General features: G+C 45.8%; 15 protein-coding genes. 5 read left to right on the top strand and 10 right to left on the bottom strand.

Features of this window, described 5'->3' with window-relative positions; all coding sequences use genetic code 11:
- Positions 1–318: 318 nt before the first annotated feature.
- From RIF36_RS09515 to RIF36_RS09500, 4 genes are all read right to left on the bottom strand, one after another.
- Positions 319–2,370, bottom strand: a complete 2,052-nt coding sequence (locus RIF36_RS09515; protein WP_350120654.1) for a M48 family metalloprotease — start codon at positions 2,368–2,370, stop codon at positions 319–321.
- Between the two features lie 209 nt (positions 2,371–2,579).
- Complete coding sequence (locus RIF36_RS09510) at positions 2,580–3,992, bottom strand: hypothetical protein (protein WP_350120657.1); 1,413 nt, start codon at positions 3,990–3,992, stop codon at positions 2,580–2,582.
- On the bottom strand, positions 3,977–4,630 hold the full coding sequence (locus RIF36_RS09505; RefSeq protein WP_350120660.1) for a hypothetical protein: 654 nt from the start codon (positions 4,628–4,630) through the stop codon (positions 3,977–3,979). The genes RIF36_RS09510 and RIF36_RS09505 overlap by 16 nt, the downstream gene beginning before the upstream one ends.
- Positions 4,631–4,741: 111 nt before the next feature.
- On the bottom strand, positions 4,742–4,954 hold the full coding sequence (locus RIF36_RS09500) for a hypothetical protein (RefSeq protein ID WP_350120663.1): 213 nt from the start codon (positions 4,952–4,954) through the stop codon (positions 4,742–4,744).
- A 163-nt stretch (positions 4,955–5,117) separates the two neighbouring features.
- Here RIF36_RS09500 and RIF36_RS09495 point away from each other — a divergent pair, with 163 nt between their 5' ends.
- The 5 genes from RIF36_RS09495 (at position 5,118) to RIF36_RS09475 (ending at position 12,033) form a co-directional block, all read left to right on the top strand.
- Positions 5,118–8,408: a hypothetical protein gene (locus RIF36_RS09495; protein ID WP_350120665.1), complete on the top strand. Its 3,291-nt coding sequence runs from the start codon at positions 5,118–5,120 to the stop codon at positions 8,406–8,408.
- Positions 8,409–9,380: a hypothetical protein gene (locus RIF36_RS09490; protein ID WP_350120668.1), complete on the top strand. Its 972-nt coding sequence runs from the start codon at positions 8,409–8,411 to the stop codon at positions 9,378–9,380. It begins immediately after the preceding gene.
- 218 nt (positions 9,381–9,598) lie between these two features.
- Entirely contained in the window at positions 9,599–10,642 is a 1,044-nt protein-coding gene (locus RIF36_RS09485) for a hypothetical protein (protein WP_350120671.1), read from the top strand.
- 179 nt (positions 10,643–10,821) lie between these two features.
- The gene (locus RIF36_RS09480) at positions 10,822–10,977 is read left to right on the top strand and encodes a hypothetical protein (protein WP_350120674.1); all 156 of its coding nucleotides are present in this window, start codon (positions 10,822–10,824) and stop codon (positions 10,975–10,977) included.
- 162 nt (positions 10,978–11,139) lie between these two features.
- Positions 11,140–12,033, top strand: coding sequence for a TIM barrel protein (locus RIF36_RS09475; RefSeq protein ID WP_350120677.1), 894 nt, complete (start codon positions 11,140–11,142; stop codon positions 12,031–12,033).
- 379 nt (positions 12,034–12,412) lie between these two features.
- Here RIF36_RS09475 and RIF36_RS09470 read toward each other — a convergent pair whose 3' ends face one another.
- The 6 genes from RIF36_RS09470 to RIF36_RS09445 all read right to left on the bottom strand — a co-directional run bounded on the left by RIF36_RS09470 (position 12,413) and on the right by RIF36_RS09445 (position 16,951).
- A complete protein-coding gene (locus RIF36_RS09470) occupies positions 12,413–13,189 on the bottom strand; it encodes a response regulator transcription factor (RefSeq protein ID WP_350120680.1) in 777 nt (258 codons plus the stop codon).
- Positions 13,190–13,307: 118 nt separating this feature from the next.
- Positions 13,308–14,096: an amidohydrolase gene (locus tag RIF36_RS09465; RefSeq protein ID WP_350120683.1), complete on the bottom strand. Its 789-nt coding sequence runs from the start codon at positions 14,094–14,096 to the stop codon at positions 13,308–13,310.
- The gene (locus tag RIF36_RS09460) at positions 14,078–15,229 is read right to left on the bottom strand and encodes a methionine aminotransferase (RefSeq protein WP_350120686.1); all 1,152 of its coding nucleotides are present in this window, start codon (positions 15,227–15,229) and stop codon (positions 14,078–14,080) included. Before RIF36_RS09460 ends, RIF36_RS09465 begins: the two co-directional genes overlap by 19 nt.
- A 4-nt stretch (positions 15,230–15,233) precedes the next feature.
- Positions 15,234–15,785, bottom strand: a complete 552-nt coding sequence (gene def / locus RIF36_RS09455; RefSeq protein ID WP_350120689.1) for a peptide deformylase — start codon at positions 15,783–15,785, stop codon at positions 15,234–15,236.
- A complete protein-coding gene (gene ruvX, locus RIF36_RS09450) occupies positions 15,782–16,198 on the bottom strand; it encodes a Holliday junction resolvase RuvX (protein WP_350073654.1) in 417 nt (138 codons plus the stop codon). Before ruvX ends, def begins: the two co-directional genes overlap by 4 nt.
- A gap of 3 nt (positions 16,199–16,201) precedes the next feature.
- Complete coding sequence (locus RIF36_RS09445) at positions 16,202–16,951, bottom strand: iron-sulfur cluster repair di-iron protein (protein ID WP_350073652.1); 750 nt, start codon at positions 16,949–16,951, stop codon at positions 16,202–16,204.
- Between the last annotated feature and the right edge of the window lie 180 nt (positions 16,952–17,131).

The following is a 17,131-nucleotide window of genomic DNA, read 5'->3' as shown; positions in this document are numbered from 1 at the left end:
ACCGGAAACGTCTGTGATATCGGTGCCGCAAACAGGCTTTTCTTTTCGCTGAGATACCTCTTTATATTTTGATAGCAGCGCCGTAGCGCTCCTGGTGGTCGGTTGTGTGAAGCTATATAGGCTTGTTGCCCCGGCGAGTTTGGAACAAAACAACCACACTAACCCTGCCGTCGCTGTGGCGCTGCCATGTTTTATATACCGTACCTACGGCACTCGCTCTACTACACTCCGCTACTTTTGACGTTTACCGCCATACCGTCCCTAACGGGACTGGAGGTCCTTTGGCGGCCACTCTCCTGCAACTTCTGAAGGCCCCCGCTACTTCTCCAGCAACCCAGCCTGATAGTCCACCAGTGCCTTTTTTCTAAGGAAGTAAGCCCTCGATACCAGGTAGTAAAAATAATTGGCGGCCTGGAATAGCTTTTGCAAGTTGGCATCTATGTACTGTTCGTTAAGGAAATAGATCAGGTCTTTGGCCACATATGCCTCCAGGGTCTCCCTCATTTCTGTGGACATCTCATTGACATACCTGGGGTCATCCAAAAACTCCCTGAGATGCACCTTCATTTTATCCTCTAACTTTCTCACCGACTTGAAATTCATGTCGATGACATCAAACGGGGTGGTAGTGCTCACAAACTCTGTAGCATTGATCAGCTCGCTATACAATTTGACTCTTTCGTCTCCTGCTTCTTCATAAGCGAAAATGTCGGAGTATAGTCCAGCCAGCTTTCTATCGCTTCCAGCTGCAGCTTCTTGCTGCCGGAAGAAAGCGTAAATCTCCACATCGTTATGCCTAATGGCTGCATCTACTTGCTCCTGTTCTACCTCTAGCTCTTTTACCAAAGCATATCCGTCAGCCCTCTTGTACTTTTTGCCATCATAGTCAAAGGTTTTCATCGGATAGGCTCCTGTGGCTATTTGGGTGATCATTTCAATATCATTTTGCAACGCAATGGACGTATACACCATTTCTAACTTATCGTCGGCAAACAAGAGACTCATATCAACGATCACTTCCTTCTTGGCTTCGTTCAAATCAAACTTGACCGGGTTCTTTCGGTCGTAGTATCCGTTGAAGCGTTTGTCGAAAGAGTTTTTGATTTGCTCGGCTTGAAAGCTATCTGTGAAAACGTCGAAAGGCTGGTACTCCGTGGGGCCAGCATACTGCACCCCACTGAACAGCTTTTCAGTTAATTGTTTTTGCCTGGCCTCGGGGTCTTTAAGAATGGTAATCGCTGGCTGAGGAGGCCCCGTCGGCACCTTAATATTGGTCTTCTCAAGCCTTTCTACCCGCTCCTCGGTGATGGGGTGTGACGCCCATTGATCTTTGATAACCAGCTTCGACTTATTGAACTTCATTTGCTCGTCAAGTGTCACCTGAGGAAAACCGTTAACGATAGGCGCTCCCGTTTCCCGTGCAGTAAGCTGCATCACATAGGTCTGCTCTTTGTATAGGTTTTCGCTGGTGATTTTGTCGCCTACCTTTTCGCCGTAATAGTTAAGTACCGTCTTGTAGGAGTTATCAGCGAGTTCAAGTCTCAGCAGCGCATTTCGCAGCGGGGCATATCCTGTAACATGGGCAGCTATTTCATCGGCATGAAACTCCATTTGCCGTGACAAACCCATGTAGCTAATGTTCACCACCCCGTAGATCTTACTCAATACCCACTGAATACCCATGATGATTTTGAGTGCTCCCCGTACAAAAGGAACAAAGTAGCCACTGACGCTGGCCCAACTTTGGATGAGACCGTCGTAGGACTCGTTATCGTAAAGCATATTATAAATCACCTGGTTGACATTGTACGCATAGCTACCAACCTTCATTGTCCGTTGAGAAAAATGACCAAACTCATGGGCCAGCACCCCCCGGAGTTCATCAAGTGTTAATGTATTTATCAGTGCCAGGCCAATCTGGAGGTTCTTCTTCACTGGAAAAAACATACTCCAGAAACTAGAATCGTAAAACACCGATGCGTTTACCTCTCCAGAGAGATACACTTTTTTGGGAAAGCTGGTGCCCACTTGATCGACAATTTGCTGGATCATGTTGAAAAGCTCTGGCTCGTCAGCTTTAGTGATTTCTGTCAAATGGGACCGGTCCGCCTTGTGAGATTTGGTTATGAATTTAACCATGAAAATCAGCACCAGAATCCCAAGACTGGCGAGGCCTGCGCCAAGAAGAATAGTAATGAGCCTGGGGTAGGTGATAATGAGCATGATGCCGCCATACACACAAAGGGCAGTCAACCCCAGGGCCAGAATAACCATTACCACGTAGGTGAAAATAAACAAGATGATAGATAAGACTGCCCTGGTAGCCTGGCTTTTAAATTCGCTAGACAGTGTGACGGTGTTTTGAATCATGGTGAAAGTTGGCTTTGAATTTAGGGGGAGAAAATAGGTATAGAGCTGGTATTTTCAAAGCTAAATCTTTTAGCGTAGCGAACAATTGAGGACGCATTGAAGCATGTAGGTAAAATCACTCCAAATTTGAATGAGTAGAGTCGAGGATCATACAGGAGTAATATTCTATATTCCGATATAGAATATACCAGCACCATACCGTTTTTTCCTTACTCAAGGGCGACATCCAAAGGTTGGGAGGTGGTATTTCTGCTGGCTACTATTTGTTCGTAGTAAAAGGGTTCACATCCGGCAAGGCTATCTTTTTCGAGCAGATATCCGAAGGAAACCTCGAACAGCGATGAACTGAGTCTTTCAGCTGGTGCAGTGAAAATAAAGTCACCTTCTTTTTTATCATACGAGTAAACTTGGTTGTTGGCAATCATAATCATCGCCTTTACCAGGCTATCAGAGTGCTGTAGTACGTCGTAGGCCATGATAAAACTCCCGTCGTCCAGAAAGATAGGGCCCCTATAGAAGCTGTGTTTGGCATTATCTTCAAAGACAAAACAATTAGAGTTTTTATCTTCCGGGCTGGGGTCTTCCATTGGCCCGGACCATGAAATAGTCTCGCCCTGTCGGCTATGCAAATCCATCCAATAGGGATCCGCATTGAACAGGCTGAAGCCCCTAAAAAAGCTACTGGCCATATCATAGTAGCCTGCTGTTTTTGCTGTATCGCCGTCGTGATCCAGCGTAAGCTTGTATCGGAAGTCGTTGTTCTGCGTCCAGAGGTGGTGATGGGTTTCATTGGAACTGCTGTCGTACGCTACGAACCGGTAGGCCGGGAAGCCATTTATTGACTCTAATGTTGCTACCCTTATTACAAGTGAGTCGCCGTCGTAATAGTTTTTTTTAAGAGTGTCAATATTAAGGCTATCTATTCCAAAAGGCTGTTGAAATAGGCTAATTGCCAAGGATACATCGTATTTATCCAACTGGAAGATTCTGTAGGCAACGTTGGCACTATTGATTCCCCCGAAAAAATGAGGTAAAGAAGGGAAGAAAATTTTGGCGCCAGCATAGTAGTCAATAGTGATGCCACTGTCTCCTGCGTAAGCTTGCAACATAGAATCAATTTTGTATTCCCACCGTGCCTGCCAGTCAGAAATAAGATTGTGACCACCTTCGGTATCGTAATCGTCCTGCATGGCGTTTTTTTCGGAGCGAAGGGCAGACAACTTTAACTTGTAATCATGTTCCGATTGCTCGGGGTTTTTGGCGATGTAGTCATTTAGCATACGTGAATGCACTTCGGAAATATTGAAATGGTATTGTTCATGAAGGAGCAGGTCGTTGGAATTTTTATTTCTTTCTGCCACCCATGAATACAGGTTGTTCATGGCGGCGTAGGCGTGCCAGCTTTGTTTGGCTGAATCGTACTCGAGGTATATTTCGCTGGAAATACCCGCAGCCCAGCCTGTAAAAGGCTTCGCCCAGCCATGAAAATGCTCCCAGCCCACCTGGGTCCAACGTGTATAAGTGGCAATTGTATTGAATTGACTCTCATGAAGGTGCATGAAAACCAACGTGAATATCGAAAAGGCGACAATTCCGAGTTTAACTTTTACAAGATGTGCCATTTGAAAGATCTAGAAATACTTTTGACCAAACCCACGCATGTTTCGAAAAAGAATGCCAGCCACGCCATTGCGAAGACGACTCCAAAAAAGCTGGCCGCTCCCTTTGGAAAGACGCCTGAGGTTTCTCCAGTTAATAAGCCATGCAAGTCTTCAAGGATCGTAAAGAAGAAGCTCAGGATTGTGTCGCTAAATACTCTTCCGATGAAATTGTTGGAAAAACCGTGATCAAGTCTGTAAAGCAGGTGGGAGAAAAGTACCGCCACAAGCACAAAAATGGATTGTAGCTTGCCAGAATTGTCCGACATGAAATCCTCATTGGCATACCATTCAACTATTTCTGTCAGAGAAAGAAGAAATAGTGCCGCTACTAGAGGATTGATCAGGTCGTTGACTTTGAACGACCTCATGTATAATCTTAAATTGAAGCACAAGTACAGCCAGTCAAAATCACTTATGCGCTCCCTACGCCTCACCACTTCCTGTTGGCTCAAAAGCGGCCTGACACCTCCATCACGCTCATTGAGAATGCGAATGGCTGCATTTACAGCCTCTGCCCTGTATTTGTCTTTGTTTCGAATAAGTTGCTTGAGCTGTTGGCTGGACTTTTCCTTAAGTTTTGAAACGTAGATATCCTCCATACGCATTTTGATTTATTGAAGAACACAATAAATCAAAAGTTTTTAAACAAAAATGACTTAAATGGCATTAAACGGCTTGTGAGAGAAGTTTTTATACTGCATCTGCGGCGCCTACTCTTTTTCGAACTTTTGTGGCGTTGTCATCATGTCGTCCAAAACAAGGCTGGTGGCGCTACGGCGAATGCTCAGATAAAAGCCCTGAAGGGGGCCGGACGGAGTGGAATACCCATGCGAAGGGTGCCAGCCCTTCGCACCAAACCGAAGCACCATCACCCCAAAACCCCACCTGCCATTCTTTGCACTACTTTCTTCCTTAAAAACCAACCCCTATTTGCAAATAAAAAATAAGTACGTATTTTGATATCTGATTATATTATTTCAGCCTATTACCTATTTTTAGCCAGATGGAGTCATTTTTGCAAGGGGTTTCATGTAAATCATTTTTTAAAATAGCGGAATACCATCTATTAATTTCATCTCCGCTGGCATGATATCGAAGATAGATAGCCCTGCATTTTACTTGATTTTATGGATGCTTCTGCTGGCAATTGTGCCTCAAAGCCATGCCCAGCAGCCTTCTGTTCCTCCACAGGAGGGTGACACCCTCGACAATATCACCATATCGGAGGCCGAAGCCCGTAACATCATGAAGGGCCTTTTTGACCTGCCCCGGCTCACCCACTCCCTGGCACTGGGCCGCATTGCCAAAGACGAGCGCCTCACGGCCTTTACTGATGGCTTCATGCAGCGCAACAATATCCAGGTGCTCACCATCGGCTATATCGACAGCGATGAGTTCTGGCCCCGTATTTTCCGCCAGCAGCGCCTCGGCAAAATCAACAAGGCCGACAACGACAACCTGCTGGCCGCCAAAATCATCTTTGTGCCAGTAGCCACCGAAGGGCCGCCCACTGGCTATACCACCCGGCTGGAGCTCACGGGCAAAACATCCCAGGTCTACGAGCTGCTCAGTATCAGCCAGGCCGAAGTAGATTCCATTGCTGCCTCCACCAGCCAACAGCAACTGGGTTCCACCACCTTCTCCACACCCAACGAGGCGAAGGAAACAGTGGTGAGTGCACTGATAGCAGCGCTGCAGCGGGTGGAACTCAAAGCCTCTCCGCAGGATGCCCTGGCCCTGGTTACCTTTCAGGCAGCGCCAGCAGATGATGACGGCCTGCCAACCTACGGCTTCGACCAAATGGTGTACGAACAGCTGGCAGCTGATTACCCCACGGCAACGATTGCCGGTCAAACGGTGCGTACCGCCTGGAAGTCGCTGAAAAGCAATGCACCCGATAAGGTGACAGCCGTTGCCGCAGGCGACGTCACACCTGTCTTCCAAATGGACGGCGTAACCATCACCGCCACCCCAGGCAATGCCAATACCTACAAAGTGTCCCTGATGGGCGCAAGCGACGGCACCGCCAGCGAAGTGCTGGCCCTCACCTCGGCCGACAACGGGCTAACCATGGGCTTGCTCAACACCATCAGCTACGATGAAGAGCACACAAGTGTAAAGATTGTGCCGGTAAATGGGGCTGGTGGTGGTATTACACAAGCTGTCCTACGGGATGCATTGAACGAGATCTATGCCTCAGCCATTGCCACCTGGGATGTGGAGGTGCTTCCCGGCGTGCAGCTTGGCATGGCTTGGGATGAAGACGGCGACGGCAAGCTGAACGACGGGGAAACCGGCATGCTCTCCAACTACACTGGCGAGATGAATGCCCTGATCGCTGAGTTTCGGAAAAACCACGACAGGCAAAAGGACGCCTATTATATTTTCCTGGTAGATAAACCCAAAACACCAAATAAGCTGGGCTACATGCCCCGCAAGAAGCAGTGGGGATTCGTGTTTGCTGGCAACCACAACAACACCGAAGCCCTCATCAAAACCATTGCCCACGAGCTGGGCCACGGCGTGTTCCACCTCGAGCACACCTTCAGCGAGAAGGGCCTGCCCCAAAACCAGACCACCAATCTGATGGACTACACCCCCACTGGCACTACCCTCTATAAATACCAGTGGGACTACGTGCACGATCCGGTGAATGTGGTGACGTTGTTTGATGATGATGAGGAGGGAGCTTTGGTTGATGATTTTGAGTCACCCAACTGTTTAGTTTTGTTAGATGATTCGAACTACCTAATTGGGATAAAGCAACTCACTTTGTCATATAAGTTAAACAAATGGGAGCAAGCAATCAACTCCAATAGCCTGAATCCTAGCAACTTCAATATTGTGTTGTTTGTAATGCGAAATGGCCAAGTGGTGTATGCAACAAGTCAGCCTCTCAGCGCAAAAGGTGCTATAAATTGGCACGGCCTTGTTTTTCAGGGGGATTCAATCTTAACGAGTAAGAATAAAGATCAGTACAAGTTGTTTCTAGGGATTGCGCAACAAAACAGAATAAGCGAAACCTACAAACATTGGGTAATAGATTTCGGAGCAAGGCCCATGAGTACTGTACTCAAGTCTCCTTCCGACGTAAATGGTTTTATAACTTTTGTAGACCTGATACGAGAAATCCCTTTCGAAGTGGAAACAGCTTGGGAAGATTGGAAGGAAGTGTCTGATGATGTAAAGAAGTTAACCGACGGGTATGGGGATTATAAGAAAGTAGAAGGTTTGCTACGGAGCGAATCGGATGGGATTGGAGAGGTTTTTTCGGAAATAGAAAACCCTTTACAATTTTTGTATGACAACTCCGAGGAGGTGGAATTCCTCGGCAACAACATTCGAGTTCACTGGACATTTGCAAAAAAGCTTAGGTCAATTGAAAAAAACATAGCAGACATTAAATCCAGTGGCCGCTATGTCAGCGGAGATATCTATGGGATAGGGATAAGACCTCAATATGGGGCAAATAAAAATACTGTAAGCAATCACAGTTACGGACTAGTTGTAGATATAAAATCAAATCACAACCACTACATTAAAAATGACCAGACTGAGTTATTATTTTTAATAAAGCACATAACTAATTTAGATCTTTTTGATAGAAATGCACGCTCCCCAAAAACTATAAATGAGGCAAGCGTGCTTTTCAAACAGTCGACAGAGGGGTTTAGGTTTGATAGCTTAGAAAATATATATTCTCGAGTAGATGGCTACTTAGGGATATCAAATTCGTATAAAATACAGAACTTAGTTGAAAGGAATCCATTTGAGGATTTCATGAAAATAAAAGCTAGAGTTGACCTTGGCATAATTGACAAAACTGAAATCAGCAATTATTATGTATTACTAGAAGGTTTGGAAAAAATCATCTATTCTGAAACCGGAATGCCAGATTTTGGCTACTTGCTGTTTGATGAGATCGCTCAACAAGAATTTGCTGAGTTTTCGGAAAGGGTACATTTTTTGAAGGATCATTTATCTCCTATGGAGAGCAGCTTTGCAGATGAAACAATTACTTCGGTATTTTCATCGATTGACAATATTAGGATGCCAGTTGTCGCATCGATGTTAGAGGATTATGAAGAATTTAGAGAGGGAATCGTAATGAATTTTGTTCCAAACGGTGACCTTTCAAACTCAGTTTTTAAAACATTTGCTGGTCAACTAAAATCGAAGGCTGCCGATAAAGACTTTATTAAATATATTTTTGTTAACGGCTTTTGCGAAGTTCCGGTGGAATTGATTGAGTCATTCATTTCAGAGGAAGATGTCCAATGGGGTGGATTGTGGGATTCGGCTAATGTTGACTACATGCATTTCGAGATAAAAAAGGATGCAGTTTCAAAGTATCTCAATCAAAAAAAGGTAGACTAGATGACTAAAAAACAGATTGTATATTTATTTCTTGTCTTTCTAAAATTACCTCTTGATGCAAATGCGCAAGAAAGACCGAAAAACCTCCGAGATTCACTTCTTCAGCAATTTACAATCGAGGAATTAAAGAAGATGAGTACTGATGAAATGTGGGAAGAGGTTAGGAGAATAAGAGGGCTTCCTCCAAAAGAAACCTCAGAAGTAGGTGCTTCAAAATTAGATGAAAATGGAGTTCCTGTAATTAGGGACTTCCCAAGGCTAAATTTAGTGCCCCAAATAGAAAAGATAGTTCAGGAAATTGACCAGGAAAAAAACAGCTACTCTCAGGAGATTTACCCTAATAGCTGGGTGGACATTATTAGCACTAACTTCCAACAGTTTTACCAGGATTGGCGGAAGAGAGAAATAAAGGAAGAGTTTAAAAATCTTCTGAGCATAAATAACGATACAACTATTTATAGTAATATTTCTAAGAGGGTGTACTATTTTAGTGAGCAAGGTGACCTAAGATTAATCTCTATTGTATATGGTTTCAATATTAACACTGGTGGTAAATGGGACTGGGAGGACAAGGTTCCCTACCAATATGACGAAAGGCACTACTACGTTTGGAATGACTCATTGATTTATTTTAAGCAAATTGAGGCAAAGCAATACTACGATACTGAGCCATCTATGTATAACTTGGTGACAATTGACACAGCAGATGTCCACGTCACTAGGAGAATTTCCTATTTCTACAGAAACCAAGGCTTTGATTTGTATTTTAATAGAGGGCAGTTCAAAAGGTGGAATTGGAGGGATGAATTAGCTGAGTTGCCCACCGACTATAAGGAAGTTGGCAATAGTTATCAAGCTATAGTATTCCGTAATTTACTCCACGAACGGGAGGAATATTTGAGGAAGGAAAACGAGTACCTTCATCCTGTCCCAACATCTTTTCTTAAGCCATATATAGTTAATCCTAATTAGAAGGAATGATTTTCGCCAATCCGAGTAACTTGCTGATTAAACAAGATATCGATCAAAGTGTCCTTAAAATAAGCAGCAGAGTCAAGTGATATGACTTCTACAAATAGCGATTAAGGTTAGAACGAAAATCCTCTTCACTCTTTGTTAACTTCACCTATCGTAAGGCAGGTGCATTTGAAACCTGGCACACCAACAAAACATGGTCATGAAGTTTTTTAATGTCTCAATTATCTCTACCTAAAACAAGTAAAGAAATAGACGATATGAGGCTGTGTTTTTTAGTTGTAATAATTTCTTTATTGCTTTCATTCCGCTCCTTTGGCCAGCAATCCAGCCCTATGAGTTTGAGAGATTCCTTGCTCATGTATTATTCAGATACCGAAATCAAGGCGATGTCAACATATGAAAGATACAATGCTGTTAGAAAGATGAGAGGGCTTGAGCCAGTGCCAACTCCTAAGTCTAGCGCTGAAGAACTTTACGAACAGTTGGGCATAACAAAAATAGAGTCTATTAATATCGACTCAGCAATCTCTGTTATTAAAATGAGGGTAAATGATGTAAATCAACGGAAAAACAACTACATACAAAAGGTCTTTCCGAATACTCATGTCGACGTGTTTGATGGATTTTTTGGAGGGTTTTATACAAATATACTAAGCCGAAAGCCAGCACATGAAAATTTTAGTACGTATTCATTTGATGATTCGTGGGGCGGAAAAGATGTTCGAACCTTTAGCAATAATACACGACGAATTTACTATTTCGACGATGCGGAGAACTTAAAACTCATAACTGTTGAGTATGGCTATAATATCAACAAAGGGCCAAAAGAAGAATCTTATGAGCTTCAAAACTTAACTTACGAGATTAAGTCTTTCTATGTTTGGAACGACACGCTGCAATTTGTAGAGCAGATTTCAGCCCACCAGCCCACACCTCTTGACCTAAGTTATACCCAACCCAACATTAGCAAAGAAGAAATGTCCAGATCTCCAGTGTCAAGTCAGTTGGAATCCTATTATTATGTTAAAAATAACTGCGTCCGCCACGAGTTGAAATCCGGAGAATTGAGCAAAGATGAATGGGCCACAGAATTAAAACAGCTACCCACGACAATTACTCAAAGATGTGATCCAAAGAATGTTTTAGTATTTAACAACTATATGCTTGAACTAAAAGAGCAAAAACTTAATGACTATTTGAAACCTGTTGAATCTTCCTTTCTGCAGCCTTATATTGTTGATGGTGGAAGTAACTAGCCCCCTCTTTGCCACAGGTTTAACGGCAGTGTATTCCGGCCGGGCAGGTTTTTGGAGTTCTTTTTGAAGCCTGCTTCCTTCCATGATTTCGCTTCAGCTAACCTCAACAAAAGCGGCGATGCAATCATCAGTCTCATACACCCCGTTTCTGCTATCGCTCAAACGAGGGCGTTCCTTTGATGGGCAGCTTGGGTTTATCAATCGCCATTATTCTATATGCCGTGCCTACGGCACTTGCACTGCTTTACTACCCAGCTTTTGGCGTTACCGCCATATCGTCCCTACCGGGACTGGAGATGTCGTTGCGGCTAGCCACCGTCAAGCACTATCCCTGAAAGGGCCCGGACAGAGCGTCATATCCATGCGACGGGTTTGCACCCTTTGCACCAAAGCAGCAATGCCCACCCCATCACCACACCAGTTTGTTACAAATGACATCTCAAGGTTCCATCTATTAGTGGTAAATTGAACCTCTCAAACACCCTCAATAATTGAAGATGAATCGAAGAACATTTGTTAAGTCCGCCGGTGTGTTGTCGGCAGCAACGCTGGTGCCACTCACTGGCTCTTCGAAAGCGAAGAAGCCAAAATACAAAATGGGCTTGCAGCTCTTTACCATCAGAGATGCCATGGCCAAAGACCCTGTTGCCACCCTAAAGCAGGTGAAGGCTCTCGGCTATGAGGATACGGAGATCTTCGGATACGACGGTGCCAAGGGCACCTACTACGGCATGAAGGCCGCCGACTTTAAAAAGCTTTTGAACGACTTGCAACTCACCGCCACCAGCGGCCACTACGATTTTTCTTCCTATTTCAATCAGCCCATGGACAAGCTGCTCAGCTACCTCGATCAATGCATTGAGGGCGCCAAAGCCATCGATGCCAAATACATTACCTGGCCCTGGCTGACACCGGAGTACCGCACACCAGACAATTTCAAAGCGCTGGCCGACAAGCTCAACCAAATGGGCGAGCGGGCGCAGGCAGCAGGCCACGGCTTTGCCTACCACAACCACGATTTCGAGTTTACTTCTCACAACGGCACCACTGGCTACGACATCATCCTTGGTGAAACCGATCCTACTCTCGTTAAATTACAAATGGACATGTATTGGGTAGTGCGTTCTTCCAACTCAACTCCCGCTGAACTGATTGCTGCCAACCCCGGGCGCTACGTGATGTGGCACATCAAAGACATGGACAAGGTGACCCAGGACTACTCCGAGCTGGGCAACGGCTCCATCGACTACATCAAAATGTTGTCGACCATCGACACGGATGCGCTGGAGTATTACTACCTGGAGCAGGGCGGCAACTTTGCCACTAGCTCCATGCAGAGCATTACCGACAGCGCTAAGTATTTCAAGAAACATTTGCGGAAATACCTGTAATTCTCCCCGTGTGATTTACTCCCCTTGCGGCGTCCTCCAGGAACTCTATGGGAGTCCATTACGATAAACCCTTTCAGCGTCCTCTTCGAGAGACACCAAAAGGATAATCAAAATAGTAGTCGGTGCGCCCTTTAGAAGGGTTTGGGGTGAAAATCACCTCCCCCTGGGGTCTCCGCCAGGGACCCTGAGGGAGGTGCGGTTGGTGCTGAGCCACATTAACTATTATGAGGCCCTTCTTCAAGCAGTAGGCTACCAATGATAAACCCTTTCAGCGTCCTCTTCGAGAGACACCAAAAGGATAATCAATCCTGTTTCACCTCCCCTTGGGGTCTCCGCCAGGGACCCTGAGGGAGGTGCGATTGGTGTTGAGCCACATTAACTATATGAGGCCCTTCTTCAAGCAGTAGGCTACCAGCTGCGTGGTATTTCTGCAATGAGATTTGTTGAGCACGTTTCGCTTATGCGTGCTGACCGTGGTGTCGGCAATAAAAAGTTTTGAGGCGATTTCTTTTACCGTCAATCCTTCACCAAGCAACCGAACGATCTCGAGCTCTCTTTTGGTAAAAACAGGCTTTGCTGAACGCAAGGCCAAAGTCTCTCTTTCAAAAACGTCAATACCCAGGTAAGAGGGCTCCCCGTTGAGGCCGATGAGCGACAGCCGGTAATTGTTGGTGGACGTGATGTGAGAGATATCGGTGTGCACGCCCATCACCTTCAATAGCGCCCCATCTGTGGTGGTGGCCAGAGTAATGGTTTGCATATTGAACAGCTTGTAAGTACCGTCTTTTACCCTTTCTCTGAAGCAATAGCTGACTTTGTAGTTCACCATTTTCTCAGGGGCAACTTTGTTTTTGAGGAAATGCGCCACATAATCCTCGCACTTCAAAAGAAAATCTAAATCGTCAGGGTGCACAATGTTTACCAGGTCGCTTATGGGCTTACCTGTTACGTCTATACCCAGAATGGCTGGGAGGGTGCTGCTGGCCTTTTCGAAAGTGAGCGTAGGTGAATCTAAAATATAATAGTAAAAAGGCCCGGGGCAGAAAAAGGAAGCGACGAGTTCTTCTACAGGTACTTTTTGCAGGGATGCTGACTCTTTAGCCAGGTAATTGTCGTGCGACTGAAAAATCTGATGAAGTATCTGGTTTTTGTCCATTCGTTTTGCTCATTCTCAAGGGCTCAACCAGAACCCTGCTCCTTTGTCAGCATTGTTCAATACCCGGATCAACGCAATGGTAACCTCGCCTCAGGGATCAGGAGCCAGAATGTTGGCACTACTTCACCTCAAACTCATCCGCCTCTTTGTAAAACGGATACCTGTTTCTGAAAGCAGCCATTTCCTCGTAGTTGAGAGTTGCCTCCAGTATGCAGGACTTTCCTTCGTTGAAGACCAACTCATCACCTTTATGATTGTATGCAGCCGAATGTCCGAGGTACTCTGCATCTACACCGTCCACCCCGATACGGTTGACCCCTATACAGTAGGACAAGTTTTCAATGGCCCTGGCCTGAAGTAGCGTGTCCCATGCATTGGTTCTCGGTGCTGGCCAGTTGGCCATGTACACCAGCAGGTCAAATGCTGCTGTATCGCCGTCCCATTTGTTGCGGGCCCACACAGGGAAGCGCAGGTCGTAGCAGATCATAGGGCATATTTTCCAGCCCTTCCATTCAAAAATCAGCCGTTCTGTGCCTGGGGTGAATCCATCGGCTTCGCCAGCGAGGGCAAACAGGTGGCGCTTGTCGTACTGATGGTGGGTACCATCGGGCAGCATGGCTATACAGCGATTGTAGTATTGGCCCTTTTCGGTCACTATGTAGCTGCCAAGTATTGCTGCCTGGGTTTGCGCCGCCTGCTGCCTCATCCAGCGGAAGGTCTTGCTGTTCATAGGCTCAGCCAGCTCTTTGGCTTTCATGCTGAAGCCGGTGGTGAACATCTCAGGCAGCACAATAATGTCTGGCTTGCTTTTGACCTTCCATATTGTTTCTTCAAACATGTGGAGGTTGGCTTCAATGCTTTCCCAGTGAAGATCGGCTTGTATAAGGGCTACTTTAAGATCCTGCATAGTTTTTCGGCTCCTTGAATGATGGTTTCGTCCTGCTTGGCAAAGCAGAACCGCAATACTTTGTGGTCGGTTCGGTTGTGATAAAACACTGACACCGGTATGCTGGCCACTTTCATTTCTTTGGTCATGCGTATGGCCAGGGCGTAGTCATTCTCTTTCGTTATTTCTTCATACGACACCACCTGAAAATAGGTGCCGTGGCTGGCCAGTGGTTTCCAGTCGGTGCCCTTGATGCAATCGAGAAACAGGTCTCGCTTTTTCTGAAACATGGGGCCAATGCCCGAGTAATGATCGCCCGAGCTCAGGTAAGCGGCAATGCCAGCCTGCATAGGCGTGCTAACACTGAACGTGAGGAACTGATGCACCTTTTTCATTTCTACCATCAGCTCCGGGTGGGTAACCATGTAGCCTATTTTCCAGCCCGTCACATGAAAGGTTTTTCCGAAGGAGAACACCGCAATGGCCCAGGGTTTCAGGTTGGGGCGTGAAAGCAGGCTGTGGTGTTTTTTCCCCTCAAAAATGATGTGCTCGTAGGCCTCATCACCCAGGATATAAATGCCGTGCTTATGAGCCAAACGCTCCAAATGTTCCAGGTCATTCTCAGCCAAAATAGCGCCGCTGGGGTTGTGCGGTGTGTTCACCACAATCATGCGGGTGCGTGGCGTAATGCTGTCTTCCACCTGATCCCACGGGATGCCATAATCAGGAAAATTGAGCGGAATGGGTACCATAGTGCCGCCGGCCAGGGCAATGCAGGGTTGGTACGAATCGTAAGCCGGCTCAAACACGATCACCTCGTCGCCTTCCTTTACCAGGGTAAGGATGGCACACACGATCGACTCGGTAGCACCGGCCGTTACCATCACTTCGGTTGCCGGGTTGGGTGTCCAGCCGAAGGTATGCTGCACTTTTTCTGAAATGGCTTTCAACAGCGGCGGGTAGCCAGGCATGGGAGCGTACTGATTCAGACCGGCCTTCATGGCCTTCATCACTTCCTCTGCCAGCTCTTCCGAAATAGGGAAATCCGGAAATCCTTGCGAAAGGTTAACGGCCCCCTCATCCAGCGCCAGCTTCGACATCACTGTGAAAATACTGGTACCTACGTCTGGCAGCTTCGAGGAAATGGGCGTCATGCAGTTATCTTTTCACAGGAATTTTTAAACGGTAGTCAGCAGACACTTTGCCCCTGCTGATATTCACAAGTTTGTTCTTGATGATCCTCTTTTTGAACGCAGTGAGGTGGTCAGTAAACAGCACGCCTTCAATGTGGTCATATTCATGCTGAATGATGCGGGCCTTCATGCCTTCGTACGTCTCGGTGAACTCTTTCCAGTGCTCGTCGTAGTAGTTCACTGTGATGCTGTTCGGCCGTTGCACATCATCTCTCACACCAGGGATGCTCAGGCAGCCTTCCTCCATCACGATGGGCTTACCATCCCTTTCCACAATCTTCGCATTGATGAACACCTTCCTGAAACCTGAAACCTCAGGTTCTTCAAGCGGCGATCCGTCCACCACAAACAGCCTGATAGACATGCCAATTTGCGGGGCCGCCAACCCAATGCCACTGGCGCTCCGCATGGTTTCAAACATATCCAATACTAGCTGCTTTACATCGGATCCCTTTTCTATATCAGCCGCCCTCTTCCTCAAAACGGGATCACCGTATACTACTATAGGGTAAATCATAATCTATTACTCTCCATGTACGACTGCAGTATAATCACTGCACTTATTTTATCTACGTTTCCTTTTACTCTCCTGTCTTTTTTCTTCATACCCCCGGCAATCATGGTGTCCATGGCCATTTTGGAGGTGAAGCGCTCATCAATCAAATGAACGGGCATTTCCGCAAACTCTTTTTTGAGCTGCACCAGAAATCTGTTTACCAGCAGGGTTCCGTTGGTATCTGTATTGTCAAGCTTTTTTGGCATCCCCACTACAAAAGCGTCCACAGTTTCCTTTTGCAAATATTGCTTTAAAAAGGCGATAAGTTCATGCGACCGAACCATTTCGAGTGACGTGGCAATCAATTGTAAGGGGTCGGTGACGGCTATACCAGTTCTTTTGCCTCCGTAGTCAATGGCAAGAATACGCCCCATGTGCTAGTTCCAGCGGATTTTTCTGTTGATCAGCTCCTGCACACTCTTTTCGAGCATCAAAGCTTTAGGGAAAAGCACTTCATCCTCGATAGAAGCATGCTGTATCAACTCTTTGTCAAATGCCTTGAATTCCTCATAAATAACCTTCAGGTGAAGGTCATTGTTCGGGTTATGCTGGTAATCACCAGTTATTTCTCTGATGCCTTTCAATTCATCTTCCGTATGGTCGTGATCGAGCGCCGCCTCCTGAATAGAGTACGACTCCAGCATGTAGAACAACTTACTTGAAGGCATAGTGCCCTGCTGCACTTTATACAATGAATTCACATAGGCAAAAAGCGTGTCTTCTTCCTCGTACACGTGGTGTATGAAGTCTTCCAGAAACAGGGGAAAAACAAACTTGAGGTCATCGGCCAATGTTTTGCTCACGGCAGATCGCTGATCCAACCCATTGATAAGGCGGGCCAGGTAGGGCAGTTTTTGCTTGATGAATATGTGGTGCGAATGCTTCAGATACTCAATGATCAGATCAACCGGGTAGGTGGAAATGGTGTTTTTGTCAAACTGACTTTGCGGTTTGTAGCGCTCCATATTGCGAAGCACCTTATCCAAAGGAAGGTTCTTTTCTTCGCAAAGAGCCTCTAAAGTATGCCCGGAGTATTTGTAGAAAGCCACTCCAAAGTAGTCGAGCACTTTAGCGAACACGAAGTTCTCGTCGATGATAGAATTAATGGTTCTTTGGGCAAGCTTCACGCTACTGATTCTGATTAAGAAGCAAATATACACATTATGGTTGATGGTGTAAACGCTGAATATTAAAAACTTACCATTGCCATTGACCAACTAATCGCATAAATTTCAAGGCTATTAATAACCGAACGCTATTAAGTTGCGTTTGAACCTAAACTGTTATTAGTACACAATGTATGTGTT

This window comes from Imperialibacter sp. (assembly GCF_040222815.1).
Lineage (GTDB): Bacteria > Bacteroidota > Bacteroidia > Cytophagales > Cyclobacteriaceae > Imperialibacter.
Note: the sequence above shows the minus strand (reverse complement) of the source record. Positions and strands in the feature narration are given on the sequence as shown.